We start from the raw sequence: 18,654 nt of genomic DNA, 5'->3' as shown, positions 1-18,654 counted from the left end.
TCAGCGCATCCAGCGGCTGGCCCTCCAGCATCGCTTCCACCCGTTCGCGCAATTGTCTCGGCAGTTCCATCGTCGTCGTCCGTTTCGGTTCCGCTGGCCATACAGCCGTGTACCGGTAAAGCCAAGCGCGGCACTTGGCATGCACCTTGCTTCTTATTTGGCAGAGGTCCAGAGGGGACTTTGAAAAGAGCGCCAAAAATGGCGCCGTTTCGGCCAGCCGCCGTCCAGCATTGTCGATGCGTTTCCTCATGCATCTGGTCGCTGGCGGCGGCTGTTGCTTTTTTGTGACGGCAGGTTCGGGATCATCGCCGCCCCCCAATTATTAGTGTGCTTTAGGCTCTGGTCATTTTGGGCCATTGCGCTAGGTGGGTCTGATCGCTTTGGTTTTCGGGGAGACCGTTGCGGCCATCTAGGCGAAAGCCTGGCGGACCAGATGGCCGCAACGGAATTCGATTGCGCGATTTCCGTTTCCCTCAATGATGATTTCGTTTGGCGAAGGCGCAGCCCTCCACTATCTACGTGTCACAAAGATACGCGTGAGGAATGCATGACTGAGGTCACCAAGGAACAGGTTCTCGAAACGCTGAAGACCGTGCGCGGTCCCGATCTCGAACATAATATTGTCGAGCTCGGCATGGTGTCGGATGTCTTCATCTCCGACGGCAAGGTGTATTTCTCGATCACAGTGCCTGCCGAACGGGCAAAGGAGCTTGAGCCGCTGCGTCAGGCCGCCGAGCGCGTCATCAAGGAAATGCCGGGCGTCAAGGGCGCGCTGGTGGCGCTGACGGCGGACAAGAAGGCTGCCTCGGCATCTGCTCCCGCCGCCCGTCCGGCTGCCGCATCGCATGCCGGCCACGATCACCACGGCCATTCCCATTCGCACGCCCCGCAGGCCCAGCAGCCGCGCTCCGGCAAGATCGGCGTCCCCGGCATCGGCGCGATTATCGCCGTCGCCTCCGGCAAGGGCGGCGTCGGCAAGTCGACCACCGCGCTCAACCTGGCGCTGGGCTTGCGCGACCTCGGCCTCAAGGTCGGGCTGCTCGACGCCGACATCTACGGCCCCTCGGTGCCGCGCCTGACCGGCCTGCACGAGAAGCCGGAGCTGGACGGCGAGCGCAAGATGATTCCGCTCAGGCGCTTCGGCCTCGCCATCATGTCGATCGGCTTCCTAGTCGAGGAAGAGACCGCGATGATCTGGCGCGGTCCGATGGTGATGTCGGCGGTGACGCAGATGCTGCGCGATGTTGCATGGGGCGCGCTCGACGTGCTCGTCGTCGACATGCCGCCGGGCACCGGCGATGCCCAGCTGACGCTGGCGCAGAACGTGCCGCTGAAGGGCGCCGTGATCGTCTCGACCCCGCAGGACCTGTCGCTGATCGACGCGCGGCGTGGCCTTGCCATGTTCAAGAAGGTCAACGTGCCGGTGCTCGGCATCGTCGAGAACATGAGCTACTTCCAGTGCCCGCATTGCGGCACGAAATCCGACATCTTCGGCCACGGCGGCGCGCGCCACGAGGCGGAGAAGCTCGGAGTACCGTTCCTGGGCGAGATCCCGCTGCACATGGCGATTCGCGCCACATCGGACGCCGGCAATCCCGTCGTCGACAGCGAGCCGGACGGACCCCATGCGGCGATCTATCGCGCCATCGCTGGACAGGTCCGCGACCAGCTCAAGGGCACGGTTTCCGCAGCCTGAGGCCGATCATCTGGGGACATGCGACTTTCGTCGCCCCCTGTCATGCCATTGTCGCGTTCCGTGGCAAGGGCTTCCGTGTTAAACGCCACGGCAGCAAAGCCCCACCGGTTCGACGCGGGAAGATCGCCTCGCCGGAATGAGCGGCAACAAAGAGGAAGTTCGGGGACACGCCCCAGCAAGGAGAGACCTGAAGATGAAGCGTCGTGATTTTCTGAAAGTGTCGGCAGCAGGCGCGGCGGCATCAGCCGCGGTAGCCTCGCCGGCGATTGCGCAGTCCTCGCCCGAGATCAAGTGGCGCATGACGTCGAGCTTCCCGAAGTCGCTCGACACAATCTATGGCGGCGGTGAGCAGGTGGCGAAATACGTCGCCGAGATGACCGACAACAAGTTCCAGATCCAGGTGTTCGCCGGTGGTGAAATCGTCCCCGGCCTGCAGGCGCTCGACGCGACCACCAGCGGCACGGTCGAGATGTGCCACACCGTCTCCTACTATTATGTCGGCAAGGACCCGACCTGGGCGATCTACGCCTCGGTGCCGTTCGGCCTGAACGCGCGCCAGCAGAACTCCTGGTGGTACCAGGGCGGCGGCCAGGAGCTCGGCAACGAGTTCTTCAAGAAGTCGAACGTGATCGGCTTTGCCTGCGGCAACACCGGCACCCAGATGGGCGGCTGGTTCCGCAAGGAGATCAAGACCGTTGCTGATCTCTCCGGCCTGAAATTCCGCATCGGCGGCATTGCCGGCCAAGTGCTGCAGAAGGTCGGCGTGGTGCCGCAGCAGCTCGCCGGCGGCGACATCTATCCGGCGCTGGAGAAGGGCACCATCGACGCAGCCGAGTGGGTCGGCCCGTACGATGACGAGAAGCTCGGCTTCGCGAAGGTCGCCAAGTACTACTATTACCCGGGCTTCTGGGAAGGCGGCCCGATGGTCCATGCCTTTGCCAACCTCGACAAGTGGAATTCGCTCCCGAAGAGCTACCAGGCGATCCTCGCCAACGCGACGGCCAACGCCAACAGCTGGATGGCTGCGCGTTACGACATGCAGAACCCGGCGGCGCTGAAGCGTCTGGTCGCCGGCGGCACGCAGCTTCGTCCCTTCACCAACGAAGTGCTCGAAGCCTGCCTCAAGGCGACCAACGAGCTGTGGGGCGAGATCTCGGCCAAGAATCCCGACTTCAAGAAGTCGATCGACGCGATGCAGGCCTACCGCTCCGACGAATATCTGTGGTGGCAGGTCGCCGAATACACCTACGACAGCTTCATGATCCGCTCGCGCACCCGCGGCTGATCGTAGAGCAAGTCGCAAGAGGACAGAGCCCGGCCTCGTTCGCGAGGCCGGGCTTTTTCGTGGGCGACACCCAGGCCGCACTCAAAACCGCAAAACAACCCCATGCACAGTAGAGCCGGTGAGGGCGCGACTCATGATCGATTATCCAGCGTCATTGCGAGTGAATGGAGTCGAGCTTGACCCGTCGGGCAAAACAGTGGCATAAGACGATAATCGAATAATCCGAAATTTCGACCTGCCGGTCATTGTTTGATGAGCTTCGATTCCGATGATTTTCGATGCGCGCTGCGACGCGAAAGGCCAGAAGAAGCGCAAGTCAGCGCGTGGCTGAGAGAGGCGCCAACCAGTTCTTGGACAAGTCGCTGTCGGCCATCGCTAATCGTCCTTACTTCTCACCTGCCGGCTTTGCCGCGCCCTCTCGCGCTAACCGCTCCGCTCTAAGACGTCTGTGGTTTTCGTGGAACTCTGGATCGGCCTGACTGTCCGCAATCGTTTGCCGCGCTCCGTTTGGGTTTTGCGCCTTGCGGTCCGCCTCGTCGGCGATTTGCTGCTGGGCGGAGCGTTTCCGTGGGCTCATTGTTAGATCCTTGCACTCATTGATCAGGGCCGTATCGCCTTGCAAGGGTGGTTGGAGGAAGAAGGCATCATATCACTTCGCGTAACCTTGTGATCGGAGCCACGCGATCCGACGCTCTCCATTCATCCAATCGTCAATGTCGGCTTTGCTCGTAAAGCCGGTGATCTCTCGGGGTTCTGCGCCTGGGTACTCGGCGATCACAACCCAGTCATGTTCAGACTTACGGAGTGGTTTGAAGCTTACTTTTACTTTTGCCATGCCGCACTTTGCAGGAAAGTGCGCAAGAAGGGAACCTCCTCAAAGCAATTCATCAGTCACTAGGTTCGAGCGGTTCTTAACAGCCGAACAAGTCCAGCAACCAAGACGAGAAGGACCATTGGTTTCTTCTTGAATTTCCTCAACTGCTGATGTATGGATTGCGGCATCGATACTTGCCGAACAACTGTTCCGCTTTCGCCTCAGATCCTGACGGCGCGCACGTTTCAGACATTCTCCAACATCGATCAACTGGAACACTGGCCGCAACTCCGCGTGCCAGCTCCTGCGCGTATACGAAAGGACGACCTGATGAACACAGGTACAGTGAAGTGGTTTAACAGCCAAAAGGGCTTCGGCTTTATCCAGCCGAACAACGGCAGCAACGACGTTTTTGTTCATATCAGCGCGGTCGAACGCGCCGGCATGGGCACTCTCAGCGAAGGTCAGACGGTGTCTTATGACGTCGTCGCAGACCGTCGTACGGGCAAGTCCGCCGCCGAAAATCTTCGTGCTGCTGCTTAAGTAAGAGCACGACAGACCTGTCGCTCTCGCCACGGATGTACTGGCAGAGCTTGTGGTCATGCCCCGTTCCCAAATCGTTGGGAGCGGGGTTTTTGATGGACCCCAGTCAAAGCGATACATAACTGAGTTCATCGGTAGCTTCGCGTCAAAATCATCACGCGTAGTCACCCAGGGAAGAGCCGACAACCTGTTCCGGACTGCGTTCGTCAAGCCAACTCAAGCGTGACGTTGGGACTGGCGGCGACCTCGATCGCTGGGCGGCTGAATCGTCGCTCGATCCCTGGCGAAAAGCAGCAAAGGCTGTTCGAAGAGCCAAATGACGAGCGATGCTCACGGACAGCGGGAGTCCCCCGCTGCCGGTGATGCCTTTCATGTCGTTTATGTTCGCTGCCTTGGCCTGAGGCGGCCTGTTCAACCTCTTCAAGAAACGATTCGTTTGTGCATTGGGCGGCCGTGCCGTTCGACATACGTGTAGATTAAGCGCAAAGCAGGAGATCTAATGAGTATTGTAAAGCGGCATCTGGCCGAGCAGGAAGAGCGCCTGGTCCTGGTCGAGGAAATCTGCATCGATAAAGGAGCGCTCGTCTTGGATACCGCCACAGACGAAGTCTACTTTTCTGCGGATGAAGAGGCTTACAGGAACGCTTACGTCGCCGTATTTCAGGCGTGGGCGAAGGGCACAATCAAGGGCACGGCTGAACAGATATTCGACGCTACAAAATCCATACTCGAGGAATAACGAACCCGAGCGTGCCAGGATCCGGAAGCCACAGGATGCATTCAGCCCCGCTGGAGCAGCCGCAACCGTGAGGTCAACACATGTCCCATGCATATAAGCTGAATGAAGACGTTCGCCACCAACCCCAAGGCCCACAAGGACGGACCGGTACCGAACGGCCAGCGATCTACACAGTCGTACAGCATATGCCCATCGAGTCCGATGGACGGGTAAGGTACCGCATCAAGTGCAAGTCCGAGAAGATCGAGCGAGTCGTTACGGAAGATCAGCTTTCGTACCTTCAGTGACCTCCAGCGGTTGATCGATCGCGAGAATGTCCTGAGAGCGCGAGCCCTGTTACGCAAAAGGCGGTGCCTCGACCAGCGTTCCGATCAATCGCAACAATGCTTGCTGTTCGGGCTCACTTCCGTGACGCAAGAACTCACCCAACCCGACCTGAGATAGGCGGCCGCCAGAGGGGCATTGGGCTGGTGGTAATGGCTCGACCCGCCGGAGACATGCGGTCCCGCACCACCCGTTACGACGGCCCTAGACGAAAGATCGATCCTTTCGTTTTTTGCCCCTTTTCCGAATATGGGAGCAGGTTCGAGTCCCTGACCAAATTCTCCAACGACAGCTATGCCTGGTTCCAGGTTGGAGAAGTCGGTTACGACATCTTCATGTCGCGGCGCTCGCAGGGCTGAGTGCCTCAACTGTCAGATCGTCATGCCCGCGACGAGCGCGGCATGACGATCGTCCTCAGGCGCCATCGGCAAGCTATTTGGAAATTATCGCTATGACGCGGCTGCAAGTGTGCCTGGGTTCAGGACACTTGGCCGTGTACCCGTATACTCGCAGCCTGATGCAAGTGGTGACTACGTCCGCCTTGCTCCGAAAGCCACCGTATTATTGCGCCGCGGCGAACAACGCGAAGGGCGCCAAAAGCAGATATTTCTTGAACATCCATTTTGGTACGCTACTTGCGCCGCCATGACTCGATCAGCGCCGCGAGCTTGCTGTCTAGTACCTCATCCCCCTCTGCCACGCTCGCCCCGTATTCAATCCAATAATTGTCCACCAGCGCGTGAGTTCTGCAGAACTTCTCGTTGCTTCCGCGACAGACGACAAGTCGCGTGAGCTGTCCATCCGGGGTCAGCCGAGCGAAGTAGTGGTAAACCAGCGGGTGTCCGCTAGGCAGCGTCACGCTCAACTCGAATGATTTGTGGCCGCTACGGTCCGGGTCTGGAGTCATCTGGGACCGGTACTCGCGCCATGATTTCAAGTCGAGATCGGCCTCGCTGTTCTCGCTGGGTAAAAAATGGACCTCCTGACGAGCATTGCATCCTATGTCATTGCGCCCTCCGAGATTGGAAAGACAGAGACTCGCAGAGAAACCAATTTCCTTGGGCATTTTGTCCGGGGGCACTCCAGGGCTAGTCGTCACGTATTTCCAAGGCACCAGAAAAACATCCTGGCCGACGTGCCGCTCGAAGTAATCCGGTCCGGGTTTCACAAACAAACGAGCAACCGAGAGGCCGGCAATGCTAACAGTCGAAACCACAACCACCAACGCGGACGCGGTGGCTCGAAATTTAAAAGCAAGCGCGATTGAAGACGCAACCGCGGCAAAAGCGACAGAGGTAAGAAATATCCACGAAGCGTTGTTATCGTACTTGTCGAGCGGGATATGTGGGCTTGCGGCGAAGTAAGTCAGGCTGATAGCCGTCCCCGCGACGACCGAGAGGGAAATCGGAATCGACACCAAGAAGAGAAGCCAGCCGATGACGACGAACGTCGGGGCGCGGCGCCGAAGAATTTTCCGACTTGCACTAAAAACATCCAAGAGTTGTGGATCAATTGTCGACAACCCCTTACCGGAAGACGCCGGTAATGGCTAATAATATCGTGACGCTCGCAAGGTGCTTTCGGCTACGGGCCACACTCAGACGATCTGCGGAATGCGCCGAAAGGTCTGCTTAGGGTGTCGTCGGGTGGCGACGCGCTACGACAGGTTTGCCCCCAACGACCTTGCCTTCGTCCAGCTCGCATCTATCCGACTATGGCTGGCCTGGCGCTATGAGTCTGCGCCCTAGCCGAGCATCGATCGGTCGGGCTGATGCAGGGACATCTTTGCATGACCTATCATCGCGCGATGGGTTTCGTCTGAGCGCAACTCGGGAAAATCAGTTGCTGTCGAGCACAGCACCATCCATGTGCGCGGCGGGTGAGGGCTCTCGCCGCGCAGAGACACACTTGGCAAATTCTTAACAATCCGAACGCGGAGATGCGGGCTCGCCAACCTTTCAGCGCGAGCGGCGCTCGCTGCGCTCCGTAAGTGCGGGAGGGAAGCCAGTGCCAATGCCACCGCATCGCGTAGCTGCATCTCTGCGCAGCAGAATGCGGTCAAATTGCACCGAGAGCAATGTTGTTATTGTACTGGATCATGCATCGGAGCATATTCCGGGCAATCACGAGATTGCACCTCGTTCGCCCGGAACTACGGAGCTACGGAGCTACGCACATGCACCCCAGTTATTTCGACCTGTTTCTCGCATTCATTGGATTGTTGTTTGGCGTGCCTTCAGCGCTGCCCCGCCTGCTTTTTCGGATTGAAGACAACTCGGGCAGGTAGTTTCTGTAGAGACATTGAGGGTGAGAGCGGCCAGGTCATGTCGGAGAGGCCGATATGGAGATGACTCTCACTACCGTCCTCGTCGCCTTCGCCGGCGTGTTCCTGATCTGCTTCATGAAGGGCGCCTTCGGCGGAGGCTTTTCCATCGTCGGCATTCCGCTCCTGTCCATCGTCATGGACCCGGTGACGGCCGGTGGCCTGCTCGCGCCGCTGTTCATCGCGATGGATTTGTTCGCGCTGCGCTACTGGAAGCCATCGACCTGGTCGAAGCCTGATCTGAAGCTGCTGTTGCCCGGGCTCGTGATCGGTATCGGGCTTGGTTATCTGTTGTTTCGCGTCCTCGACCATCGCGCCGTCGCGATCATGATGGCGGTCGTGACCCTGATCTTCGTCGGCCTTTGGCTCGTGAGCGAACCGAAGCTGATCATTGCGCCGCGCTCGACGCCGAAGGCGGTCGCAGCCGGTCTTGCCTCCGGTGTGACGACCATGGTCGCTCATTCCGGCGGACCGCCGCTGGCAATGTACCTGCTGCCGCTCGGTCTCACCAAGGAGGTCTATGCGGGAACGACCAGCCTGTTCTTCACCGTTGGCAACGCCACCAAGGCGGTGCCCTGGCTGCTGCTGACGCATCCCAGGGGCAACGAATGGATCGTGATGACGATTTGCCTCCTCGCCATTCCCACCGGGGTCTGGCTCGGCTGGCTCCTGCATGGGCGGCTCGATCAGCAGCAGGTTTTTCGCGCCTGCTACGGATTGCTGGTGGTGACCGCGCTGAAACTATTGTGGGACGGCGTGTCAGGCTATCTCGCCTGAGAGGCCGCATTCGACCGGCGTGCACCTCGTCGCGATCACTTTCGTCACCATTCCCATGATCGCAAGCTTGGGCATGACGGGTTCTTCTTTGCGCGCGCCGCGGGTGTGATCAGGTTGTGCTGCGTAGCGAGCGGAAGGCGTCGCGAACTTCGCGGCTGAAGATTGCCGGCTGCTCCCATGCCGCGAAGTGACCGCCAGCCTCGGCCTGATGGAAGTAGATCAGCTTGCGGTAGGCCCGTTCGGCCCAGCTCCGCGGCGCGACGAAGCTTTCGCCGGGAAACGCCGTCACGGCGGCCGGGATGGTGACATTGGCCGGCAGATAAAGATTGATCTTGTTCTCCCAGTACAGGCGAGCCGAGGAGATTGCGGTGTTGGTCAGCCAGTACAGCGAGATATTGTCGAGCACGTCATCGCGCGTCAGCGCGCCTGCGGAATGGCCGTTGACGGGATGTCCGGCCACGGCCGAGGCGATCGCCGCGGCCGGCTGGGCGTAGCCGTCGCCGTGATCGAGCAGCCAGGCGGCGAGGCCGGCCGGGGAATCTGCAAGGCCCGACAACGTCTGCGGTCGCGTTCCCATGATCTGCGCATAAGCGCGGCGCTTCGTGAACTGAGTCTTGAGCTGGGCGAAGACGTGCTTTTCTTCGTCGGTCAGGTCGGCTGGCGCGGGATCGCCCGAGGCCACCGCCTTGAATATCTCCGGGGGCACGACGCCGGGCAGGTTAACGTGTATGCCGATCAGTTCCGGTGCGCCGAGCTTGGCCATCTCGTTCGAGACGGGCGAGCCCCAATCGCCGCCCTGCGCGACGAACCTGGTGTAGCCGAGGCGCTTCATCAGCACGACCCAGGCCCGCGCGATGCGCTGCGGATCCCAGCCCGTGCAGGTCGGCTTGCCCGAGAATCCATAGCCGGGCATCGAGGGGATGACGAGATCAAAGGCGTCATCGGCGCTGCCGCCATGCGCGGTGGGATTGGTCAAGGGATCGATGATCTTGAGCTGCTCAATGACCGATCCGGGCCAGCCGTGCGTCACGATCATCGGCAGCGCGTTCGGATGTTTCGAGCGGACATGCAGGAAGTGAATGTCGAGGCCGTCGATCTCGGTCAGGAATTGCGGCAGCGCGTTGAGCCGTGCCTCGACCTTGCGCCAGTCGTAGTCGGTCTGCCAGTAACGGACCAGCGCCTGCTGCGTCGCCTGCGGCACGCCTTGCGAATCGTCATCGACGGTCTCCTTGTCGGGCCAGCGGGTCATGGCGAGGCGATGGCGCAGATCGGCGAGCGCCTTGTCGGGGATGTTGATCCTGAAGGGGCGGATCGCATCGCCGCTTGCCGCAAGGACCTCGCCGCCGGGAAACAGGCCGGTGGCGCCAGCGGCCACGATCCCTGCGGTCGCGGTCGTCATGAACCGGCGCCTGCCACGATCGATCGCCGTGCGCTCGCGCGGATAATGGGTTGTGGTCATGATCATCTCCTTTGCGCTATCGGGTGTCCAATGGCGTGGCGCTCACGCGGATTTCTTTTTGGCCGCTCTGTTCGCGCGCGAGATGACAGGCGTACCAGTCCGGCCAATTTTCATCCCGCGCGCCGGTCTGTCTTTCATGTTCGCCGTGCGCAGCGGCCGGGCGCCGCAATGCGGCGGCGAGATCAGCGTGCGAATTGAAAATCGTCTGGTCGCCGCTGAGGCGTCCTGACATCGGCGCCTCTCGCGATCAGCTGTGCGCGCGCCGCCTCGATGGTGAGCTGAACGGCGCGCGACCCGTCAGGCCTGACGAAGTCGCTGCGGCGCGAGGAATCGGCCGCGGAGCCCGCACGCAAATACCGCAAGGAGCGCAAGGCGCGATGGGAGGCCTTCAAGGCGAGCCGTTAAAGATGCGCCCGGAAAAACGCAAGGGCGGCCGCATTGAACGCGCCGTGGAAGGCGAGCCGGTCAAATCCTGGCCTGTCGGTGCAGATGTTGGGGCGTTTTTTCGCCAGCTCTTCTGTGCACGGCGGAAGGAAGGCGAAATGACCGGCATTTTGCACCAGATGAAAGTCGACCTTCACCGGCAGGTCGCGCATGATCGTTGTCACATAATCCAGCGTGACTTCGCCGCCGGTCCTGTCCTCTCCGCTCAGCGCGGAGGCCCAGAGCTGGATCGGGGCTTTCACATCCTTCAAACCGTCCGGATCGAACAGCGGACCAAAAGCAGGGTCGGCAATGACAAGCGCCTTGATGCGCGGATCATGTGTGAAGGCCAGCGCCGGGATCTCATTGCGTCGCACTTGTGCGCAATCGGGCTTGGGAGAATCTTCCGGACACAAGACGATCATCTTGCGCAGATCGGGATCGCCGCCCGCGGCGACGAGGCCGGTGTAGCCCCCGCGCGAAAAGCCGAAGAAGCCGATATGTTCGGGTGCGAGCTTTGCATGATCAGGCCATGCGGTCAGCATGTAGTCGATCACGCGCTCGATGTCGGCGGGCCGCTCGGTGAACGCGGCAAGCGTGTCCGCACGGCTCATGTCACTGCTGCCGGCATCGACGGGATGACTTAGCGCGACCACGACGAAGCCGCTGTTCGCAAGCGTTTCGGCCGTATCGTGGTGAGCGGTGAAGCCGCCGCCATAGCCATGCGAGATCACGATCAACGGCAACTTGTCGCCTGAGATCGCGCAGTTCTCCGTCGCGGGCAACACCATCGTGCGAATCTTGATCTCGCCGACCGGCCCAGCGCAGGGCGACCACACCGCCGCCTGGATCGCCGGAGAGCCGGCCTCGGCCGGCACGGTGACGAAGCGAAAGCCGGCAGCATGGGCCAGCGTCGGCATGAGGCCGAAGGCCGATATGAGCGCGAATTTCAGAAAATGCATGCGCTGCTGCTCCCGCGCCTGGTTCGCCACGACCGCATCACCGTGACAGCAATTTGACCTCGCTCCTTGATGGCAGCGACCGGCGGATCCGCCAACACACATTTCCGCCAGACCTGGGGTGGTCTGGCCGCGCACGGGTCGGCAACCGCGCCTCAACCTCGCAAGCGCCATTTTTTGCTGGCTCAATCCACCGATTGGTGGGAGAGATCGTCCATCGCGGCGTGTGCCGCGCCTTCGGGAATACCGGAAATCAGGTTTACCGCATGCGCCTTCTGATCGTCGAGGATAATGTCGAGCTGTCGCGGCTCGTTGCCAACGGGCTGGCAGCGGCCGGTTATGAGAGCGATATCGTCGGCAGCACCGAGGAGGCGCGCGAGGCGGTGCATAACGTGACCTACGCCGCGATGGTCCTGGATCTCGGCCTGCCCGACGGCGACGGCCTGTCGGTGCTGCGCGAGCTGCGACGGCAGATGGAGCCGCTGCCGGTGCTGGTGCTGACCGCGCGTGGCGGCCTGCAGGACCGCGTCAACGGCCTGCGCAGCGGCGCCGACGACTATCTGGCAAAGCCGTTCGCGATGGAGGAACTGGTGGCGCGGCTGGAGGCCATCCTGCGGCGTCCGGGCCAATTGCTCGGCCGTTCGTTGCGGCTTGCCAATCTCGTCTACGACACCGAAAGCCGGCAAATTTTCGTCGATGACAAGCCGCGGATCATCTCCTCGCGCGAAACCTCCGTGCTGGAGATCCTGCTGCGGCGTCAGGGGCGGGTGGTGCCGAAGAAGAATGTCGAAGATCACATCTTCGGGCTCGAGGGCGAGGTCGCTTCCAACGCGGTCGAGGTCTATGTCTCCCGGCTGCGCAAGCAGCTCACCGAACACGGCGCCAAGGTCGTGATCCATACGATCCGCGGCGTCGGCTACATGATGGCCGAGGAGAAATAGCGTGGCCCGGTTCGGATTCCAGATCGGGTCCAGGACTGGATACCTGACCGGATCCATAGTCCGGGCCCCGTCGTTCAAATCGCTGATCTCGCGCATCGTGTTCCTGCACATCATCGCGGTCGCGGTGGTCGCGATCTTCCTGCCGCTGGTGCTGTTCTGGCTGTTGAACTCGGAGATCGACCAGCTGCATCGCGCGGCGATGCGGGCCCAGGCCGAGACGCTTGCCGAGCGAATTGCCGTCAACGCAGACGGCAAGGTGACGTTCAATCTGCCGGAGAGTCTGCGGGGTCTGTATTCGGAAGCCTATGGTCGCTACCAGTACGACATCCGCGATGACGACGGCCGCCTGCTGTTCTCGTCGCACAAGAAGACCGGTGACGTGACGTCGGACACGATTTCAGGCGCCGAAGTGAAGCAGACGATCGACGGCACCACCGTTCGCATCAGGGTCGGGGAAGACCTGTCTCACCGCGACGTCATTACCGACGATATCGTGTCCAACTTCTTCCGCCGGGTCGGATGGATCACCATTCCCATTCTTCTGATCTTGCTCGCGATCGACATCATCATCTTCCGCCGCGCCATCGCGCCGCTCTGGAAGGCCTCGGAAGAGGCCAGCAATATCGGCCCGTCGCGCACGGACGTCCGTTTGCCGACGCACCAGATTCCGCGTGAGATCATGCCGCTCGTCACCGCTGTGAACCAGGCCCTCGACCGTCTCGAGGACGGCTTTCGCCTGCAGCGCCAGTTCACCGCCGATGCCGCCCATCAGCTGCGCACGCCGCTCGCGATCCTGCGCACGCGGGTCGAGACGCTCGGCGACAGTGCGGTCAGACAGCTCCTGCACGACGACATCGAGGGCATGAGCCGGATCGTCGCCCAGCTCCTGGAGATCGCCGAGCTCGACACGCTGGTGCTCGATCCGGGCGAGACCGCGGATCTGCGGGCCGTCTGTGCCGAGGTGGTCGGCGCGATCGCACCGCTCGCGATTGCGCAGCACAAGGGCATCGCGCTCAAAGGCGCCGAGACGCCCGTGTTGATCCACGGCAATTCCGAGATGCTGCAGCGCGCGATCTTCAACCTCGCCGAAAACGCCATCAAGTTCACCGCGCAGGACACTTCGGTCGACGTCGAGGTGAACGATGAGGGCGAGGTGTGCGTGCGCGATTGCGGGCCGGGCATCACGGAAGCCGAGCGTGACCTGATCTTCCAGCGCTTCTGGCGCCGCGACCGCCAGCGCAGCGACGGCGCGGGTCTGGGGCTGTCGATCGTGCGCGGCGTGGCGGAGGATCACGACGCGACGATTCTCGTGGAGAGTGCGCCTGCCGGTGGCGCGCAGTTCACACTGCGTTTCAGGCTTGTGGACGCGTCATCTCGCTTCATGGACAAGATCGAGGCGCATCGTCTCATGTGAGCCGGGCGGGCTTCCCGGGACACCGCCTCCCGCGGCCGACCTAAGCCTAAAGTCTTAGAGCAGAAAGCACTGTGAAGCCGGGCATTTCACCTCCGTCACCCTGATCGGGATGGAAATCCGCAAGGCAATGTTCCATGCTGGGGATCCAAGCCTCGGCAAGAAGGCCAATCATCACAATCCATCGGGGTAGGAAACCAATGAAGAGAAGAGATTTCATCAAGGTCACCGGACTTGGCGCGGTTGGAGCCGCGACGCTCGCCGCGCCGGCGATCGCTCAGTCGATGCCCGAAATCAAATGGCGTATGCCGACGAGCTGGCCGAAATCGCTCGATACGCTGTATGGCGGCGCCGAGATGATGGCAAAGTCAGTGGCCGAAGCGACCGACAATAAGTTCCAGATCCAGACCTTCGCCGGCGGCGAAATCGTCCCGGGTCTGCAAGTGCTCGATGCTGTGCAGAACGGCACCTGCGAGATCGGCCACACCGCGTCGTACTACTATTTTGGCAAGGATCCGACCTTCACCTTCGGCTCATCGGTGCCTTTTGGTCCCAACATGCGTGTCAACCAGGCTTGGTACATGCTGGGTGGGGGCAAGGAAGTCCTCAACGAATTCTACAAGAGCTACAACGTCACCTCGCTGCTTGCCGGCAACACCGGCTGTCAGATGGGTGGCTGGTTCCGCAAGGAGATCAAGACCGTTGCAGACCTCTCCGGCTTGAAATTCCGCATCGGCGGCTTTGCCGGAAAGGTGCTGGCGAAGCTCGGTGCCGTGCCGCAGCAGATCGCCGGGGGTGACATCTATCCCGCACTGGAGAAGGGTACGATCGACGGCGCGGAGTGGGTTGGACCATATGATGACGAGAAGCTCGGCTTCTACAAGGTCGCGCCGCATTACTATTATCCGGGGTGGTGGGAAGGCGGTCCAATCCTGCTGGCCTTCGTCAATCTCGATAAGTGGAACGCTCTGCCGAAATATTATCAGAGCGTTCTCGAGCAGGCTGGACACCTCTCCAACAACTGGATGATGGCGAAGTATGACCAGGCCAATCCGCCGGCGCTGCGCCGCTTGCTGGCAGGCGGTACGAAGCTGCATGCCTTCCCGCCCGAGGTCATGGAGGCTTCCTTCAAGGCGGCCAAGTCGTTGCACAGCGAGATTGCTACGACGAATCCGAACTTCAAGAAGGTCTACGAGTCGCTGACCAGCTTCTCGAACACTGACTATTCGTGGTTCCAGGTGGCCGAGCTCGCCTACGACAGCTTCATGGCGCGTCACGCCCAGAGCTGATCGTCTGCATCAAGTCGAGAACAGCCCCGGAGCCAAGCTCCGGGGCTGTTCTTATTCTGAGGCAACAAACCTGGGCGCGGCGTCTTGACGCGATCACGGGCCGGAGACCGGTCCGGCTATTGTTTCGGCGGCCCAAAATCCAACGGTGGCAGTTCGATCTGCGGTACCTCGATCTTGATGCTGTTGGGATCGATGTTGGATTGCACGCCCTTGTAGTGCATCACCATCGACGGGAACATGATCACCAACAACACCATGACGACCTGAATGACCACGAACGGTATCGCGCCCCAATAGATCTGACCCGTCGTGACCGGCTCCATGCGCTTCTTGGTGACGCGGTCGATATAGGATTCCTTCGGAGCAACCGAGCGCAGATAGAACAATGCGAAGCCGAACGGCGGATGCATGAACGAGGTCTGCATGTTGACGCCGAGGATGACGCCGAACCAGATCAGATCGATGCCGAGATGTTCGGCCGCAGGCCCGAGCAGCGGGATCACGATGAAGGCGAGCTCGAAGAAGTCGAGGAAGAACGCCAGCACGAACACGAAGGCGTTGACGAAGATCAGGAAGCCGATCTGGCCGCCGGGCAGCGAGGTGAGGAGGTGCTCGACCCAGACATGGCCGTTGACGCCGTAGAAGGTCAGCGAGAACACGCGGGCGCCAACCAGAATGAAGACGACGAAGGCAGACAGCTTTGCCGTCGATTCCGTCGCCTGGCGAACCAGGTCCCAGGTCAGCCGCCGCTTCATGGCGCCGAGAATGAGGGCGCCGGCTGCGCCCATGGCGCCGCCTTCGGTCGGCGTCGCGATGCCGATGAAGATGGTGCCGAGCACCAGGAAGATGAGGAACAGCGGTGGCACCATCACAAAGGTGGTCTGCTGCGCCATCTTCGAGAGGAAACGGAAGCCAAGGAACCGGTCGGTGATCCAGTTCAATACGGCGACGAAGAAGGCGAACAGAATGCCGAAGAACATGCTGAGCACGACGAAATCGGCACCATGGGTTTCCGAGCCCCGCATCATGAACCAGCCGAACGCGCAGCTCGCTAGGAACAACACGCCCAGCGATCGCAGGCCGCGGTCACCGTTGTCTTCGCGGAAGCCGATTGCTTCCTTCGGCAGGCCCGGAGCGGCCTTCGGGAAGATCAGGGTGACGAGGAACGCGTAACCGGCATAGAGGCCGGCGAGCACCAGGCCCGGAATGAACGCGCCTTCGTACATGTCGCCCACGGACTTGCCGAGCTGGTCGGCCATCACGATCAGGACGAGCGAGGGCGGGATGATCTGCGCCAGCGTACCGGAGGCCGCGATGATGCCGGTGGCCATGCGGCGGTCATAGCCGTAGCGCAGCATGATCGGTAGCGAGATCAGGCCCATCGAGATCACGGAGGCCGCGACCACACCCGTTGTCGCCGCAAGCAGCGCGCCGACGAACACGACCGCATAGGCGAGGCCGCCGCGGATGGTGCCGAACAGCTGGCCGATGGTGTCGAGCAGATCTTCGGCCATGCCGGATCGCTCCAGCACCAGGCCCATGAACGTGAAGAACGGAATCGCGAGCAGCGTGTCGTTGTTCATCACGCCGTAGACACGCTCGGGCAGGGCTTGCAGGAAGTCCGGGCGAAATTCGCCGAGCTGGATTCCGATCACTGCGAAGATGAGCCCGACGGCGCCGAGTGAAAATGCTGCGGGATAGCCGAGCAGCAGCACGACGACCAGAGACGCAAACATGATCGGCGCCATATTGGCGATGAGAAACGCGGTCATAAATTCCCCCGAAAAACGCCGCTGGCGCTCACTTCTTTTCGATCGCTTCGACGAGGTGCTCGACCTCGGCTTCGATCGCCTTCACCTGCGACTCGTGAGCATCGGGAATCAGCCCGCGCATCACCGCAATCCGCTTGATCAGTTCGGAAACGCCTTGGACCAGCAGGAAGGCGAAGGCGATCATGATCAGCGACTTGGCCGGCCATTGCGGCAGGCCGCCGGCATTGCCGGACTGTTCGTTGATGTGGAACGAGCGGAGAAAGAACGGTACACCAGTAATGATCATCACGACCGTCAGCGGCAGCAGGAAAAACAAATGGCCGATGACGTCGATGATGTTGCGCGCCTTCTTCGGCATCATGGCGTTCACAATGTCGATCCGGATGTGCTCGTTGTCGAGCAGGGTCCATGGCGAGCAGAGCAGGAAGACAATGCTGAAAAGCACCCACTGTAGCTCGAGCCAGGAATTGGATGATATATCGAACGCCTTGCGGACGATCGCGTTGGCGGCCGAGATGATCACGGCGACCAGAATCAGCCATGCCAGGCGTCTGCCGGTCCAGCGTGTGAACGCGTCGATCCCGTGGCTCAGCTTTAAGAGCGCTTGCAACGATAGGTCCTCCCCCGATTTTGCCCTAACCGTCTTGGGTCTACGCCGACTAGGCGCGTCGGCTTGTCCCGCCGCGAAGGCTTAAAGGCAGCCGCACAAAACCAGCGGCGCTGCCGCCAGTCAATCGGAAGTTTGTTGATAGTTAAGGGGAATAGGGCCGCAGACCGGCCATACTCAGCCGCCGGTGACGCTCATATGCCGGGAGACGCTGGGGCGGTCGTGGCGGCGGTCGATGATGAAATCGTGGCCCTTGGGCTTCAGCCCGATGGCACGGTCGATGCTCGCGGCGAGCAGGGTGTCGTCGCTGGATGCACGCAGAGGTTTGCGCAGATCGGACGCGTCCTCGTGGCCGAGGCAGGTGTGCAGGGTACCGGTGCAGGTGACGCGCACGCGATTGCAGGATTCACAGAAATTATGGGTCATCGGCGTGATGAAGCCGAGCTTGCCGCTGGTCTCGGCCACGCTGACATAGCGCGCCGGCCCGCCGGTGCTCTCGGCCAGATCCGTCAGCGTGAATTGCTGGGCGAGGCGCGCGCGCACCAGCGAGAGCGGCAGATATTGGTCGATGCGGCCCGAGCCGATCTCGCCCATCGGCATCACCTCGATCAAGGTCAGCCCCATGCCCTTGCCATGGGCCCAGCGCATCAGATCGGGAAGCTCGTCCTCGTTCAGATTCTTCAGCGCCACCGCGTTAATCTTCACGGCAAGCCCCGCAGCGCGCGCCGCTTCGATGCCTTCCAGCACCTTGTCGATCTCGCCCCAGCGCGTGATCTCGCGAAACTTCTTCGGATCGAGCGTGTCGAGCGAGACGTTGATGCGGCGGACGCCGCAATCGGCAAGCTCCTGCGCATGTTTTGCCAGCTGCGTGCCGTTGGTGGTCAGCGTGAGCTCGCCCAGCGCACCGCTCGCCAGATGGCGCGAGAGCGAGCGCACCAGGGTCATCACGTTGCGACGGACCAGCGGCTCGCCGCCCGTGAGGCGCAGCTTCTTCACGCCCTTGGCGATGAAGGCCGAGCAGAGCCGGTCGAGTTCCTCCAGGCTCAGCAGGTCCGCCTTGGGCAGGAACGTCATGTCTTCCGACATGCAATAGAAGCAGCGCAAATCGCAGCGATCGGTGACGGAGACGCGCAGATAAGAGATGGTGCGACCGAACGGATCGGTCATCGGGCTCGACAGCGCGGCGAGGGGACTCGCAGAGGATCCGTTCATACCAAATGCCTTGCCAATTACCTTGCCACTGACGGCGACGGGCGCACCTTTGCTTCAGTGGTGCAGGAGGCCCAATCTAA

General features: G+C 61.3%; 16 protein-coding genes and 1 pseudogene. 10 read left to right on the top strand and 7 right to left on the bottom strand.

Annotation, left to right across the window (positions count from 1 at the left end; all coding sequences use genetic code 11):
• Positions 1–250: hypothetical protein (locus Q0687_RS08215; RefSeq protein WP_298874303.1), on the bottom strand; the 250-nt coding region annotated here is incomplete at its 3' end.
• A gap of 297 nt (positions 251–547) precedes the next feature.
• Here Q0687_RS08215 and Q0687_RS08210 point away from each other — a divergent pair.
• The 4 genes from Q0687_RS08210 (at position 548) to Q0687_RS08195 (ending at position 5,077) form a co-directional block, all read left to right on the top strand.
• Complete coding sequence (locus Q0687_RS08210) at positions 548–1,696, top strand: Mrp/NBP35 family ATP-binding protein (protein WP_298874301.1); 1,149 nt, start codon at positions 548–550, stop codon at positions 1,694–1,696.
• 193 nt (positions 1,697–1,889) lie between these two features.
• Positions 1,890–2,981 (top strand): TRAP transporter substrate-binding protein, encoded by a 1,092-nt coding sequence (locus tag Q0687_RS08205; RefSeq protein WP_298874299.1) that lies wholly within the window; start codon positions 1,890–1,892, stop codon positions 2,979–2,981.
• A gap of 1,144 nt (positions 2,982–4,125) precedes the next feature.
• Positions 4,126–4,338: a cold-shock protein gene (locus Q0687_RS08200; protein ID WP_298874296.1), complete on the top strand. Its 213-nt coding sequence runs from the start codon at positions 4,126–4,128 to the stop codon at positions 4,336–4,338.
• Between the two features lie 499 nt (positions 4,339–4,837).
• The gene (locus tag Q0687_RS08195) at positions 4,838–5,077 is read left to right on the top strand and encodes a hypothetical protein (protein ID WP_298874294.1); all 240 of its coding nucleotides are present in this window, start codon (positions 4,838–4,840) and stop codon (positions 5,075–5,077) included.
• Positions 5,078–6,032: 955 nt separating this feature from the next.
• Here the strand turns inward: Q0687_RS08195 and Q0687_RS08190 are convergent.
• Positions 6,033–6,923, bottom strand: a complete 891-nt coding sequence (locus tag Q0687_RS08190; RefSeq protein ID WP_298874291.1) for a hypothetical protein — start codon at positions 6,921–6,923, stop codon at positions 6,033–6,035.
• A 118-nt stretch (positions 6,924–7,041) separates the two neighbouring features.
• Here Q0687_RS08190 and Q0687_RS08185 point away from each other — a divergent pair.
• Positions 7,042–7,149: pseudogene (locus Q0687_RS08185) on the top strand (IS5/IS1182 family transposase); the annotation flags it as partial.
• 593 nt (positions 7,150–7,742) lie between these two features.
• Positions 7,743–8,501, top strand: coding sequence for a sulfite exporter TauE/SafE family protein (locus Q0687_RS08180; protein ID WP_298874289.1), 759 nt, complete (start codon positions 7,743–7,745; stop codon positions 8,499–8,501).
• Between the two features lie 109 nt (positions 8,502–8,610).
• Here Q0687_RS08180 and Q0687_RS08175 read toward each other — a convergent pair whose 3' ends face one another.
• Entirely contained in the window at positions 8,611–9,960 is a 1,350-nt protein-coding gene (locus tag Q0687_RS08175) for an epoxide hydrolase family protein (RefSeq protein ID WP_298874286.1), read from the bottom strand.
• Between Q0687_RS08175 and Q0687_RS35795 the strand changes: the two genes are divergently transcribed.
• Positions 9,959–10,189, top strand: a complete 231-nt coding sequence (locus tag Q0687_RS35795; RefSeq protein ID WP_363323934.1) for a hypothetical protein — start codon at positions 9,959–9,961, stop codon at positions 10,187–10,189. The two genes, Q0687_RS08175 and Q0687_RS35795, sit on opposite strands and share 2 nt — an antisense overlap.
• Before the next feature lie 172 nt (positions 10,190–10,361).
• On the opposite strand, the gene Q0687_RS08165 is transcribed toward Q0687_RS35795, so the two are convergent.
• Complete coding sequence (locus Q0687_RS08165; protein ID WP_298874285.1) at positions 10,362–11,345, bottom strand: dienelactone hydrolase; 984 nt, start codon at positions 11,343–11,345, stop codon at positions 10,362–10,364.
• Positions 11,346–11,608: 263 nt separating this feature from the next.
• Between Q0687_RS08165 and Q0687_RS08160 the strand changes: the two genes are divergently transcribed.
• From Q0687_RS08160 to Q0687_RS08150, 3 genes are all read left to right on the top strand, one after another.
• Positions 11,609–12,283, top strand: a complete 675-nt coding sequence (locus Q0687_RS08160) for a response regulator transcription factor (RefSeq protein WP_298874282.1) — start codon at positions 11,609–11,611, stop codon at positions 12,281–12,283.
• A 43-nt stretch (positions 12,284–12,326) separates the two neighbouring features.
• Positions 12,327–13,697, top strand: a complete 1,371-nt coding sequence (locus Q0687_RS08155; RefSeq protein WP_298874318.1) for an ATP-binding protein — start codon at positions 12,327–12,329, stop codon at positions 13,695–13,697.
• 197 nt (positions 13,698–13,894) lie between these two features.
• A complete protein-coding gene (locus Q0687_RS08150) occupies positions 13,895–14,983 on the top strand; it encodes a TRAP transporter substrate-binding protein (protein WP_298874279.1) in 1,089 nt (362 codons plus the stop codon).
• 116 nt (positions 14,984–15,099) lie between these two features.
• Here Q0687_RS08150 and Q0687_RS08145 read toward each other — a convergent pair whose 3' ends face one another.
• From Q0687_RS08145 to moaA, 3 genes are all read right to left on the bottom strand, one after another.
• On the bottom strand, positions 15,100–16,755 hold the full coding sequence (locus Q0687_RS08145; RefSeq protein WP_298874276.1) for a TRAP transporter large permease subunit: 1,656 nt from the start codon (positions 16,753–16,755) through the stop codon (positions 15,100–15,102).
• 28 nt (positions 16,756–16,783) lie between these two features.
• Positions 16,784–17,365 (bottom strand): TRAP transporter small permease subunit, encoded by a 582-nt coding sequence (locus tag Q0687_RS08140; RefSeq protein ID WP_298874274.1) that lies wholly within the window; start codon positions 17,363–17,365, stop codon positions 16,784–16,786.
• Positions 17,366–17,539: 174 nt separating this feature from the next.
• Positions 17,540–18,574 carry a GTP 3',8-cyclase MoaA gene (gene moaA / locus Q0687_RS08135; RefSeq protein ID WP_298874273.1) on the bottom strand — a complete coding sequence of 345 codons (1,035 nt, stop codon included), beginning with the start codon at positions 18,572–18,574 and terminating at the stop codon, positions 17,540–17,542.
• Positions 18,575–18,654 lie beyond the last annotated feature (80 nt).

This window comes from uncultured Bradyrhizobium sp., from assembly GCF_936928535.1.
Lineage (GTDB): Bacteria > Pseudomonadota > Alphaproteobacteria > Rhizobiales > Xanthobacteraceae > Bradyrhizobium.
This window is presented reverse-complemented; position numbering and strand designations above follow the sequence as displayed.

Bases quoted from the DNA above. Each gene is read 5' to 3' on its own strand.
- Q0687_RS08165 (WP_298874285.1), bottom strand. From the start codon at position 11,345: ATGCATTTTCTGAAATTCGCGCTCATATCGGCCTTCGGCCTCATGCCG.
- Q0687_RS08205 (WP_298874299.1), top strand. From the start codon at position 1,890: ATGAAGCGTCGTGATTTTCTGAAAGTGTCGGCAGCAGGCGCGGCGGCA.
- Q0687_RS08180 (WP_298874289.1), top strand. From the start codon at position 7,743: ATGGAGATGACTCTCACTACCGTCCTCGTCGCCTTCGCCGGCGTGTTC.
- Q0687_RS08210 (WP_298874301.1), top strand. From the start codon at position 548: ATGACTGAGGTCACCAAGGAACAGGTTCTCGAAACGCTGAAGACCGTG.
- moaA (WP_298874273.1), bottom strand. From the start codon at position 18,574: ATGAACGGATCCTCTGCGAGTCCCCTCGCCGCGCTGTCGAGCCCGATG.
- Q0687_RS08160 (WP_298874282.1), top strand. From the start codon at position 11,609: ATGCGCCTTCTGATCGTCGAGGATAATGTCGAGCTGTCGCGGCTCGTT.
- Q0687_RS08200 (WP_298874296.1), top strand. From the start codon at position 4,126: ATGAACACAGGTACAGTGAAGTGGTTTAACAGCCAAAAGGGCTTCGGC.
- Q0687_RS08195 (WP_298874294.1), top strand. From the start codon at position 4,838: ATGAGTATTGTAAAGCGGCATCTGGCCGAGCAGGAAGAGCGCCTGGTC.
- Q0687_RS08150 (WP_298874279.1), top strand. From the start codon at position 13,895: ATGAAGAGAAGAGATTTCATCAAGGTCACCGGACTTGGCGCGGTTGGA.
- Q0687_RS35795 (WP_363323934.1), top strand. From the start codon at position 9,959: ATGATCATCTCCTTTGCGCTATCGGGTGTCCAATGGCGTGGCGCTCAC.
- Q0687_RS08145 (WP_298874276.1), bottom strand. From the start codon at position 16,755: ATGACCGCGTTTCTCATCGCCAATATGGCGCCGATCATGTTTGCGTCT.
- Q0687_RS08175 (WP_298874286.1), bottom strand. From the start codon at position 9,960: ATGACCACAACCCATTATCCGCGCGAGCGCACGGCGATCGATCGTGGC.